The 12,205-nt window shown below is 39.1% G+C and carries 11 protein-coding genes; 9 read left to right on the forward strand and 2 right to left on the reverse strand.

Annotated elements, in window-relative coordinates; all coding sequences use genetic code 11:
- Positions 1-388: 388 nt before the first annotated feature.
- Positions 389-1,891, forward strand: a complete 1,503-nt coding sequence (locus BSO02S_RS21500; RefSeq protein ID WP_066072555.1) for a malate:quinone oxidoreductase — start codon at positions 389-391, stop codon at positions 1,889-1,891.
- Positions 1,892-2,142: 251 nt separating this feature from the next.
- Complete coding sequence (locus tag BSO02S_RS21505) at positions 2,143-2,595, forward strand: MarR family winged helix-turn-helix transcriptional regulator (protein WP_066072558.1); 453 nt, start codon at positions 2,143-2,145, stop codon at positions 2,593-2,595.
- A gap of 93 nt (positions 2,596-2,688) precedes the next feature.
- On the opposite strand, the gene BSO02S_RS21510 is transcribed toward BSO02S_RS21505, so the two are convergent.
- Positions 2,689-3,192, reverse strand: a complete 504-nt coding sequence (locus tag BSO02S_RS21510; RefSeq protein WP_066072559.1) for a CarD family transcriptional regulator — start codon at positions 3,190-3,192, stop codon at positions 2,689-2,691.
- 321 nt (positions 3,193-3,513) lie between these two features.
- Here BSO02S_RS21510 and BSO02S_RS21515 point away from each other — a divergent pair, with 321 nt between their 5' ends.
- The 3 genes from BSO02S_RS21515 to BSO02S_RS21525 all read left to right on the forward strand — a co-directional run bounded on the left by BSO02S_RS21515 (position 3,514) and on the right by BSO02S_RS21525 (position 6,798).
- Positions 3,514-4,920 carry a DHA2 family efflux MFS transporter permease subunit gene (locus tag BSO02S_RS21515; RefSeq protein ID WP_066072585.1) on the forward strand — a complete coding sequence of 469 codons (1,407 nt, stop codon included), beginning with the start codon at positions 3,514-3,516 and terminating at the stop codon, positions 4,918-4,920.
- An 81-nt stretch (positions 4,921-5,001) separates the two neighbouring features.
- Complete coding sequence (locus BSO02S_RS21520; RefSeq protein ID WP_066072562.1) at positions 5,002-5,451, forward strand: universal stress protein; 450 nt, start codon at positions 5,002-5,004, stop codon at positions 5,449-5,451.
- 183 nt (positions 5,452-5,634) lie between these two features.
- A complete protein-coding gene (locus BSO02S_RS21525) occupies positions 5,635-6,798 on the forward strand; it encodes a DUF4317 domain-containing protein (RefSeq protein WP_066072564.1) in 1,164 nt (387 codons plus the stop codon).
- 53 nt (positions 6,799-6,851) lie between these two features.
- Here the strand turns inward: BSO02S_RS21525 and BSO02S_RS21530 are convergent, their stop codons facing one another.
- Positions 6,852-7,613: an IclR family transcriptional regulator gene (locus tag BSO02S_RS21530; protein ID WP_066072567.1), complete on the reverse strand. Its 762-nt coding sequence runs from the start codon at positions 7,611-7,613 to the stop codon at positions 6,852-6,854.
- A gap of 558 nt (positions 7,614-8,171) precedes the next feature.
- Between BSO02S_RS21530 and BSO02S_RS21535 the strand changes: the two genes are divergently transcribed.
- The 4 genes from BSO02S_RS21535 (at position 8,172) to BSO02S_RS21550 (ending at position 11,938) form a co-directional block, all read left to right on the forward strand.
- On the forward strand, positions 8,172-9,233 hold the full coding sequence (locus BSO02S_RS21535) for a phosphotriesterase family protein (RefSeq protein ID WP_066072570.1): 1,062 nt from the start codon (positions 8,172-8,174) through the stop codon (positions 9,231-9,233).
- Between the two features lie 102 nt (positions 9,234-9,335).
- The gene (locus BSO02S_RS21540; protein WP_066072573.1) at positions 9,336-10,331 is read left to right on the forward strand and encodes a phosphotriesterase family protein; all 996 of its coding nucleotides are present in this window, start codon (positions 9,336-9,338) and stop codon (positions 10,329-10,331) included.
- A 26-nt stretch (positions 10,332-10,357) separates the two neighbouring features.
- Positions 10,358-11,521, forward strand: coding sequence for a thiolase family protein (locus BSO02S_RS21545; protein ID WP_066072576.1), 1,164 nt, complete (start codon positions 10,358-10,360; stop codon positions 11,519-11,521).
- 3 nt (positions 11,522-11,524) lie between these two features.
- Positions 11,525-11,938 carry a Zn-ribbon domain-containing OB-fold protein gene (locus tag BSO02S_RS21550; RefSeq protein ID WP_066072579.1) on the forward strand — a complete coding sequence of 138 codons (414 nt, stop codon included), beginning with the start codon at positions 11,525-11,527 and terminating at the stop codon, positions 11,936-11,938.
- Positions 11,939-12,205: the final 267 nt, after the last annotated feature.

Consider the following 12,205-nt stretch of genomic DNA (forward strand, 5'->3'; position numbering starts at 1 on the left):
ACCCTTTCAAAAAGTTCATATGAGGTCTATAATGAATATAGCACAAAATATAGAAATCTATATTAGTATAAACTTCTTATATTTGAAATTATGATGACCTAAATTTATGGAGCGAATAGGTTGAAAGGGATTACAGGATAAAGGTTTGGATACCTTACAACTGGCGAATGGGCCTCGTGGAAGGACTTCTCACTTTTTTACTAGCTTTAAATAGTTTATAATTATTAGATAATAGTAGATATTTTAATCAATAAATAATTTTAATAGACCATGGCATAGTTACATTGGGACAGAAAAGTTGTGTTCTTAGGTGGCGCTTTGCTTTTTGTGGCATCTAAGTTTGGGAGACTACTCTTTTTTTCAAATATAGGGGATAAGGAAGGTTATAATGAGCAACGTACAGAATAAAACAGACGTTATCTTAATTGGTGCCGGAGTCATGAGCGCGACTTTGGGATCATTACTGAAAGAGTTAGTACCGGAATGGGAAATCAAAGTGTTTGAGAAACTCGTAAATGCAGGAGAAGAAAGCTCTAACGAATGGAATAATGCTGGTACGGGCCATTCTGCACTGTGCGAGCTTAACTATACAACCGAAAAATCTGACGGATCTATAGATATAAGCAAAGCTATAAAAATTAATGAACAGTTTCAGCTTTCAAGACAGTTTTGGTCTTATCTTGTAAGCCGCAATTTAATTCGTAATCCGCAGGACTTTATCAAGCCAATACCTCATATGAGTTTAGTACAAGGGGAAAAAGATGTAACATTTTTGAAAAAACGTTTTGAAGCGCTGTCAAACAATCCCCTATTTCAAGGAATGGAATTTTCCGATGAGCATGATAAACTGACGGAATGGATTCCGCTTATTATGGAAGGCCGTACATTGAATGAACCGATAGCAGCAACCAAAGTTGACTCTGGAACGGATGTTAACTTTGGTGCTTTAACACGCATGTTGTTTGATCACTTAAAGAGTAAAAACGTCGAGATAAACTACAAGCATAGTGTGGAGGATATTAAACGTACTGAGGACGGCCTATGGGAATTGAAAGTGTGGAATATCGATACCGGTAACATCGAACGTCATACGGCAAAATTTGTCTTTATCGGCGGTGGGGGCGGAAGTCTGCCGTTACTGCAAAAAACAGGTATTCCTGAGTCAAAACATATTGGTGGATTCCCGGTAAGCGGACTATTTATGGTTTGTAACAATCCGGAAGTTGCAGCACAGCATCATGGAAAAGTATACGGTAAAGCAAAAGTCGGTGCTCCTCCAATGTCTGTTCCGCACCTGGATACAAGATATATCGACAACAAAAAAACCTTGCTGTTTGGACCGTTTGCGGGCTTCTCACCTAAGTTCTTAAAAACTGGATCAAATTTTGATTTGATTGGTTCCATAAAACCGAATAATGTCCTCACTATGTTAGCGGCAGGCGTAAAAGAGATGGGATTAACAAAGTACCTGATTCAGCAAGTTATGTTATCGAATGAAAAGCGCATGGAAGAATTACGCGAATTTATTCCCAACGCCAAAAGCGAGGATTGGGATATAGTGACAGCGGGCCAACGCGTGCAAGTGATCAAAGATACTGAGGTCGGTGGAAAAGGAACACTTCAATTTGGTACGGAAGTTGTAAGTGCCGCTGATGGCTCAATAGCTGCATTGCTCGGAGCTTCTCCTGGTGCTTCTACTGCCGTTCACGTTATGCTTGAGGTATTAGAAAAATGCTTCCCGCAACATATGAAAAAGTGGGAACCGAAAATAACAGAAATGATTCCTTCTTATGGCTTGTCACTTGTGGAGAACCCAGAGTTTTTCCAAGATATCCATACTTCAACAGCGCAGGCACTTGGTCTAAGCGAAAAAGAGCTAGTCTTCAGTTAATTCTTTAGATGCAGAAACAAAGGTATTTAGTGAAAGCGTTTAAGCAACATTGCTGAGTAAATAATAGAATATCATTGGAAATAAAACTTAGAACCCTCGATCTGTCTTTGGATTGAAGGTTCTTTTTTCATGGTTCGGTGAATAAAAACATGAAATCACAAGACACGGCAGGCATGCTTATCTAATGTAGCTGTTGAAAGTAAACCTAATTGACATCCATTGGCGGATTTTGTATAGTAGTGGCGAAGATTATGATTGGAGTGAATCGTTTGATTTCAAACTCTGAGTTACAAAACTTAGATCTTATAGATTTAATAAGCGAGCGTCATAGTTTAGTCCGAAGAATCTCAGAGAAAGCATGGAACGATAAAAGTGAGATTTATATTTCAAATTCTGAATGGTATATCATGGCCAGGATTTATAAAAAGCGACCTACCATTTCATATGTTACAAAAAATGTAGAAATTTCTCGCCAGGCGATACATAAGTTTATCCAAAATCTTTCTACAAAAGGATTAGTGGAAATCAATAATGTAGAAAACAACAAGAAAGAGAAGTGTATCCAGTTAACACCTTTAGGAGAAGAATGCTACGAAAAAAACGCAGCACTTAAGGCTCAACTTGAGAATAAAATTGCAGAAAAAATAGGTATTGAGCAAGTAAATGTTCTTAAAGGTATATTAAAGTTGGATTGGGGAATTTAACATTAACTGATAAAAATAATAATAAATAAAAGGAATGGCCCTATTGAAAAGTTCTCTTCAATAGGGCCATTTTTTTAGTAATAAAAACTCTTCCTAATTGTCTCCATGTATCAACCTTATTACTAGTTCATTTATTTCTTCAAAAGTAGTGTCTAATGAAAGGGCTAATTCTTTAAAGAGTATATTTTGTGTAGTATTCAAAAGTTTACGATCTTGTTCATAAAGTTTTTTTTCATGAAGTTCAGCCTCAATCTTTTTCCGCATCAGTGTATTTACAATTATCGCAATTTCTTTTCGCTCACCTGTACTTATAATATCGGAATACAACTTAAAACGTATGTTTGGATTGTCCACCCATTCCATCCCTGGATATTTAAAAGATTTAAGGATTTCATTGGCTTCCTCTTGATGGATAAGTTCTAACATGACCACTTTATCATTATCAACGGGAGTACTAATTGTTAATTGATGATTATTTTCCATAGGATGTAACACATAATACGGTCTTGTTATACCTGAAACTGTTTTTTCGCAAATATCATCGACTCGGCAAATGCCATGAGCTGAATAGATAATCAAATCTCCAATTGTAAACATTTGATCACTCCAGATATATATTGTCAACTAAGTTAATTATAACTCAAAAAAAAAATATCGTCAACTTGGTTGACATTGAGAAAAAAATTTTGATATAGTTAATTGGCCCGTTAGTAAGTGGGGGTGTACTACGGAATAATCACTGATAATCGAAATTACGACAACTCTTTTTCAGCGGAAAGGATATAAGGACGTAGAAGTAAACAAAACTAAAGCATGTGATGAATCATTAATAATTTTTGTGCATGTATGACCAAATTAATTAAAGGAGTTAAATAAGTGAATACACAAATTAAAACAGACTCGATCGTGAAACAACCAATGAATACAGTTCCGAAAACGAAACAAGAATTCAAAACAGGCCCGATAATGGCTGCACTGTTAGTGGCAGGCTTTGTCGGACTTTTTAGTGAAACGGCATTAAATATTGCCTTAGGAGCATTAAGTAGTGTATTCAATGTTAATGCTACGACGGTCGGATGGTTAGCAACAGGTTATTTTTTAACATTAGGTATTTTAATACCAGTTACAGGTATTTTGATGCAAAAATTCACCACACGTCAAATGTTCATAACGGCTGTATCGCTATTACTTATCGGTACAATTCTTGCAGCAGCAGCACCAGTATTTGGTGTGTTATTAGCGGGACGCATCATTCAAGCAGCAGGATTAGCCATTAGTTTACCTTTAACTCAAAATGTGATTTTTACCATTTTTCCTCCAAATAAACGAGGCGGTGCGATGGGGCTCATGGGCTTAGTTATGTTAGCTGGTCCGACACTAGGTCCAACATTAGCAGGCCTTATTTTAGATACATTATCATGGCATTGGATTTTCTTGGTTACACTCCCGTTCTTACTGTTTTCTCTTATTTTCGGGATCAAGTATTTACCGAATGTGAATGAGATACGTAAGATTTCGATAGATGCATTATCTGTTATTCTGTCAACGATTGGATTCGGCGGTATTGTTTACGGATTTAGTGTTTCTGGTGAGGTTGGGTGGACAAGTACATCTGTTCTTGGATCAATCATCATTGGATTTGTAGCACTTATTATTTTTGCGATTCGTCAAACGAAAATGGAGAATCCGATGATGAATTTAAAAGCATTCCATTCCCCACTTTTCGTTCTTGGAGTCATTATGAGTTTTATCACGTTCTTCAATATGTTGTCCATGCTTGTTATTTTACCAATGTATATGCAAATGGCTTTATTAGTTGCTGCTTTTACAACAGGTCTTATTCTGCTGCCAGGCAGCTTACTTAACTGTGTATTAGCTCCAATAATTGGTGGTTTATTTGACAAACATGGTCCGAAAGCAGTGATTACACCTGGAACCATTTTAGTAGCCCTTGGTTATGTATTCTATTCACAATTTGGTACAGACACGGCTATATGGGCGATTGTGGTAACTCATATTGTCATGATGTTAGGTATAGGGGCGGTGCTAGCTTCTGTACAAACCAACACGTTAAATTCGCTTCCTAAACAGTACTATCCAGATGGAATCGCGATAACTCAAACGATCCAACAAGTGGCTGGCGCAATTGGTATTGCGGTAATGGTATCGGTTTTATCAGCAAAACAAGGCAGTTACTTAGCAACCGTTGCGAATGAACCGACACAAGCAGCAGCAACGGGATCTTCACTAGTGTTTATACTCAGTTTAGTATTAGCGGTGATTAATGTTGTCCTGTCATTATTCATGAAAAAGCCCAAACATTAATCTAAAGCCAATATCTTAAATAATGCACTGAATTTAAAGATAGAACAGCTTTCAAAACATGATAGAAGGAGATATTGGAAGATGGATCATTATAAAAGTATTGTCGTCGCTGTTGACGGTTCAAAAGAAGCTGAATATGCTTTTCGCAAATCAATCGAAGTTTCAAAACGTAACAAAAATTCTCTATTAACCATAGTAAACGTAATTAATACTCGTTCATTCGAAGCTTTTGACCGTTCAGTTGTTGAGCGTGCACAGCAGATATCAGAGGAACTGTTAGATGGCTACAAGTCACAAGCTGAGGCTGAAGGTGTTAAAAATGTAAAGGTAGTAGTCGAATACGGATCCCCAAAAACGATCATCACTAGTGAAATGGCTAACTTAGCCAAAGCTGATTTAATTATGTGTGGGGCCACAGGGCTAAATGCGGTTGAACGTTTCCTGACTGGTTCCGTATCTGAAGCAATCGTACGGACAGCTAAATGTGATGTTTTAGTGATCCGTAGACCTGTTCTACATGCTGTTAAATGATTCGTTTATCTTAATTTAAGGTACAATTTGTAATGATTCGGTTAATCAAAAATCAGAGAGCGTGTATGATTTTTATCATATACGCTCTTTGATTTTTAAAACGAATCTAATAAATCTAAATCAATTGCAAAAGTTCCTATTTTTCTGCCTGAACAGTATAATCAGGAATGGGAGTTGAATAAAATGAATAAAAAAGATATCGCTAATATACGAAAGCAATTTAAATTAGACAATTACAACCTGCAAATTCGAGAAATCTTCAATGTTTATGTGCAGAAAGAATCAGGCGAGATTTACCATCATGTCAGCCAGCCGTTTCAAATGTTAGAACAGGAAGCGCAAGAATTATTTTTGACAAACTTTAAAAAGGTTTTGACAGGTCAACTTGATGCTAAACTGTTTGAGCTGAAATTCATTCGCGATGTGGAAGACAGCACCCAATTGTTTCTTTTCGAAGGATTACAACAAGAGACAACGGAAGATTGGAAAGAATACATGCTGGAAATCGTCGTGAAAATGTTTGCTAGCACGGTTTATGAATTTGATACAGTGGTGACGTTTATCCGGGGAGAATACCGAAAACCGACCCGGAAACGGAATGCGGAAACCGAAGAAGGCGGGGATGATGAAGTCTATTCCAGCCCATTTATCCTTTGCAGTCTCAATAAAACCGATCAGCCGAAAAGAGCCTTGACTTTTGATTACATTGAAAAAGAATTCAAATCGCATAACTTCTTTGATCCGATTATTAATTTAGATTCTCCATTATCAGGCTTTTTGTTCCCGGCTTTTAATGACAATGCGGCAGATGTGAACCATATTCTCTATTATGCAGGGAAAGCGAATCAACCGGATGGTAGATTTATTGAAGAAGTGCTCAATTGTGAAGAGATTATGACCGCCCAGGAAGATAAGGATTGCTTCGATTTCATCTTAAAAGAAGTGATGGGAGACGAAGTGGATACCCGTGTCATTTCCAATGTATATGAAGAAATCGATAAACTTGTTCAGGAGAATCAAGAAAAGGAAGAAAGTGAAATTCCGACGTTAGATTCTCGGGATATCGAACGCATCTTAACGGTAAGCGGCGTGGAAAATGTAGAGATGGCGAAAGTGGAACATGCGATTAAAAAAATCGTAGATGATGAAAAGTATGAATTCAAAGCCAGCAGTTTAGTTCCTAAAACCATTAAAATCGAGACGAAATTGGCGAATGTAACCATCAGTCCGAAAGACCTGAAATATGTAAAATATATTACGTACGAAGGAAAACGGTGCTTATTGCTGGAGGTTGACGAAGATGTGGTCGTGGAAGGGTTTCGACTAGAATCGGAGACACTCTCATAAAATACTGTAAAAAGCGGGGAGGCAGCCCCGCTTTTTTTATATTCGTTCCGTTCTCATGCTCTATATCCGAAACAGCCCGAAATTTCTTTACTGATTTGAATAAAATAATGACTGAGTTCATGATTTTCATTTTTAGGGATAAATTCAGAAAAGCCTGCAACTGTTACGGCCCCAAGAAGTTCTTTCTTATAGTTAAAGACTGGGAAGGAGACGGAGGACACTGATGAAACCAGTGGTTCCCTGGCAAAAGCAATTCCGTGCTCCATCACAAATCTGCATTCATCTTCCAATTGGCTAACCTTTTCGGGAGGAATTTGTTTGAATTCGTTCGCCTTCCAATCATGAATAATTTGCTCGTCCATGAAGGCCATAAACACTTTGCCAGTTGCAGAACGAATAGGAAGTAAGGTTCCTATTTGAGCGCCAATATTAAACCCTCGATTGGTGTTAATATCCTTAAGAATCATTGGACCATTTTGTGTCCACCTAGAAAATAGGACCGTACTCGAACTCTTCTCATTAATTTCATGCAGAAAAGGTGAAATCCGGTCGATAACATTTTCTTGATCCACAGCAGCCATACCATATTCAATCAACTTACTTCCTAATACATATTCTCCCGTATCCTTGCGACGATACAGGATTCCTAATTGTGTGAAGGTATTTAAATATTTATAAAGATTACTTTTTGTAATCTGTGTCAGATCTTGAATATCAGTAAACTTTAATGGCTTTCCCTGTTTCGCGATTGATTCTATAATTCCCATCCCAATTTGTAATGATTGGATGGTCGTTCCTTTTTTAATAGCTTCCATGTTGAACCCCCTATTGACCTTAATCCAATATTAGCATAGCAGTAAGCTTAATCCTACAGTCCAATATTGACTTTAAGTAAGCTATTTTTTTCTGGCTAAATATTATTTCCCAATATAATCCTTTGAATTAATAGATAATAATATATTAAAATAATAAATTTATAATCTATTAGGAATTATCAGAAAAATATTTGACTTTGGTATAACAATATTATAATATGTAATCAATAAATAGTGATTCGTGTCACTATTTATGGAATGGAAAGCGATTACATTATCGAGATGCTACCCTTGGGACGGTTAGGCAATTCCTCCAAGCGAGTGGTTCTTTATTTAAATGGACTAGACAGAACGGTCTGTTTAGGGATTCGATTATGCTTATCCGAAACCAACCGGTTTGTTTGGAAAATCTAATTATGCCTGCTCCAAACTGACCAGCTAGTATAGAAGATTTTCTTATTTAGACCGACTGGTCTGTTTGGGCGATTCTCTTTATAACTAAATCATCGCCTTCAACACCTCTAAGGTGAGGAACTATTAAATATAGGAGGTTTTACAATGCAAGATAATGTACAAGAAAAAGGTTCAAGCGTTGTTCGTACTGTACTCGGACCAGTGCCGGCTCAAGATTTAGGTGTTGTACTTATTCATGAAACTCTTCTTTCTGTGTTTCCTGGTGCAGAGTATGCGCCTGAGATTAATATGGACAAAAGCGAGATTTTTGAGTTATTAAAACGGCAACTAACCGAGTTCCGTCGACTTGGCGGGAAAACAATTGTAGATGCTAGTGGCATGTTCCACGGTCGTGATGTGGAACTTTATCGAACGCTTTCTAGAACAACTGGCGTTCACATTATTGCGTCAACAGGTTTAGGACCAGAACCAATGTTAAGTGGATACTTTACCACTCCTCAAAAAAATCCACCTTCACCATGGTCAGCAGAACAATTTTCTGGTTTGTTCACAAAAGAGGTAATAGAAGGAATCGTTATTCCACGCGTTGAGCGTTCAAGCTCAGCGGGGTTAGTAACATCAATTGCCACTCGAAGTGGGATTACAAAGGTAGAAACTGGTCTTTTCCGTGGCTCTGCACAAACAGCTTTAGCAACAGGAGTTCCTGTATCTATTCAATACGGAGCAGATGCTACTGGTGACCTGGAAATTTTATTAGGTGAAGGTGTTGCCGAGAATCGTATTATTATTGGTGGACTTGATCGTATCGACGCTGTCCGCCGGAAGGAAGCTTTTGCAGTTGCTAAACGCGGGGCTTATGTGGCTATAGACCATGTTGGCTGGTCATCAAGTGAAGGATTCGTTAATGATGGAGAACGTGCGAAGTTAGTCGCAGAGCTATTTGCAGATGGCCTTGGTGAAAGAGTGCTAATTTCAAGCAATGCAATTGGTGTAGCAAAAGGTCATGAAACTAAAGAGCTTGGATATGATTACTTATTAACAAAGTTCGTACCCATGATACAGGATGCTGGAGTAACGAGAGAGCAAATCCGTCTTTTATTGGAAGAAAATCCTGCGCGCGTTCTTACTATTGATGCATCAGCTGACCAAAAGGTTACGGGTTGGAACTTTGACTGGGATAAATTATATCAACCAGTAATTTATTAATTTGATAGATAAATTGTATTTTGGCAAGTCAGATAAAGACAGTAGAGTTTACAGCCTTTGTGTACTTTATAAGAAAAACTATTAAGGTGAGGAGTGAAAATTATGGGTAAAGTAAATACCGTATTAGGCCCCATCCCTACAGAAGATTTAGGAATCACAGCAATGCATGAGCATATTGGGTTTGGTCTCCCTGGATGTGACCTGGATACACAATGGTGGAAAAAACCTGAAGAAGCGTTTGAGGTTACATTACAAAAGTTACGTCGCTTCCGTGAACACGGCGGTAAAACATTTGTTGACTGTACAGGAATCGGAAATGGACGCGACATCGAATATTTCCAAGTACTTTCACGCAGAACGGGTGTTAATATCGTTGCTGTAACAGGATTTGTAGCAGCTGACTCAGCCCTGCCTTATTTCCGTAAGCAATCAGTCGAGTATCTTACCGATTTATTCGTACGAGAAGTTACCGTTGGTATTGACGGTACAGACGCAAAAGCAGGTGCTATAAAAGTAGGTGTAAGCCGTGGTGGTAAATTAAATGAACTTGATAAACGCATTTACCGCGCAGCTGCACGTGCATCATTAATAACAGGCGCACCAATCATTACACATTTATGCGTAGATGCTCAAACTTCCATTGATATTTTCAATGAAGAAGGATTACCACTTAATCGCGTTCTTTTTGGGCATGCAGATGATGGCGGGTATCTTGATGAGAATCGTGACAAATTAATTGCTGAGTTAGGCGGATGGGTAGGCTTCGATACAATCGGCTATGACAGTGAAGTCGAAGGTGCACCGTATTGGTCACGCCCGCGTCAAGATCGTGTTGAACATTTTCTCCGTTTCATTGAAAAAGGTTATTTAGATCGTGCGGTTATTTCAGCAGATGCAAACTGCTGTGCTTTAGGATGGCCTGGATTAAAAGGACATTCTGTAAACTATTTATTTGAAGAGTTTTTACCAGACCTGATGAAGGCCGGTGTTGGGGAAGAAGTATTTGAACAACTTTTAGTTCATACTCCAGCAAAAATCTTGACTATGCAAGAACCGGTTAAACCGAAAAGCCTTAGCCTTAAACAACTACAGGTATAAACCAGAGTAGCGGGAGGTCAAGAGATATGAGTATAAAAGGAATGGCCTATATTGCAGGGGCGTTCGAGCATCCACTTCGAAAAGCGCCAGATAAATCAGTTGCGGCACTACATGCTGAATGTGCGAAAGGTGCATTAGAAGATGCAGGGCTGACATTTGCAGATGTAGACGGTTATTTTTGCGCTGGTGACGCACCGGGTGGTGTGCTGTCGATGGTCGATTATTTAGGTCTTAATGTACGTCATGTAGATGGTACAGATACTGGCGGTTCATCCTACATTGCCCACGTTTCACATGCTGCTCAGGCAATCGCTGCGGGAAAATGCAGTGTCGCATTAATTACAATGGCAGGACGACCACGCTCAGAAGGTAGAAGTGGGGTTAAACAAAAACAAGTTAGTGCAAATGTTCCAGATACACCATTTGAACTCCCTTTCGGACCAACTGCTGTGAATGAATACGCAATGGCAGCGATGCGTCATATGCATGAATACGGCACGACGAATGAACAATTAGCCTGGATTAAAGTGGCTGCATCAAACCATGCACAATACAATCCAAATGCGATGCTGCGCGATTTAGTGACAGTCGAAGACGTACTTGCGTCCCCGATGATTGCGGATCCGTTACACCGATTGGATTGCTGTGTTGTGAGCGATGGCGGGGGTGCATTAGTTGTGGTGAGCCCTGAGATTGCCAAAAGTCTCAAACGTCCACTTGTTCGAGTAATGGGTGCTGGAGAATCTCCGAAGGGACTTTCGGGAGGCAAAGTAGATCTTACCTATTCTGGGGCCGTATGGTCAGGACCTAAAGCCTTCGAGGAGGCTGGGGTTACACCACAAGACATTAAGTATGCGTCCATTTATGATAGCTTCACCATTACGGTTTTGATGCAGCTTGAAGACTTAGGTTTTTGTAAAAAAGGCGAGGGTGGTAAGTTTGTCGCTGATGGAAATCTGATTTCAGGAATTGGCAAGCTTCCAATCAATACGGATGGCGGAGGGTTGAATAACAATCATCCAGCGAGCAGGGGCGGCATTGTGAAAGTGATAGAGGCTGCTCGTCAACTTCGTGGTGAGGCACACTCGCAGGTGCAAGTGAAAAATTGTGATATTGCACTAGTTCATGGTACTGGTGGAGGACTAGCAAGCCGTCATGGCAGTGCAACACTTATCATGGAGAGGGTGTAAAGAATGGGAACTACATATCAAGAAAGATCCATGACAATCCCAGAAACTCATCCAGAACATAAAGAATATTGGGAAGCTGCTGCAGAAGGAAAGCTACTGGTAAAACAGTGTGATTCCTGTGGAGAGTTTCATTATTATCCGCGGGTGCTATGCCCTTTTTGCATGAGCGATAAAACGAATTGGATAGAAGCAAAAGGCACTGGAAGTATCTACACGTATAGTGTGATGCGACGAGGAGTCCCATATGCTATTGCCTTTGTTGAGCTTGATGAAGGTCCAAGAATGATGACAAATATTGTTGATTGTGACCTAGATACAGTGCGCATCAATCAACGAGTAAAAGTGGTATTCAAGCAAAGCGGCGATCAAGGTAATCAGGGCCCTTATATACCGTGCTTTACACCCGTGGAAGGTTAACAGAACCTACGTTTATGTAAGCATTGCAATAGAGAACACCAAACAATGAACAGGGTCGTAAATCTAGCAAACTGTCCTTAATAGTCTCTCTTGAGGACAAAATAGGGTCGAAAAACTAACAAACTGTCCTTAATAGGCGCTATTGAGGACAAAATAGGGTCGAAAAACTAACAAATTGTCCTTAAAGGCCTCTCTTGAGGACAAAATAGGGTCGAAAAACTAACAAACTGTCCTTAATAGGCGCTATTGAGGACAAAACAGGGTCGG

Origin of the sequence: Neobacillus soli NBRC 102451 (assembly GCF_001591665.1) — a bacterium.
GTDB lineage: Bacteria > Bacillota > Bacilli > Bacillales > Cytobacillaceae > Neobacillus > Neobacillus soli.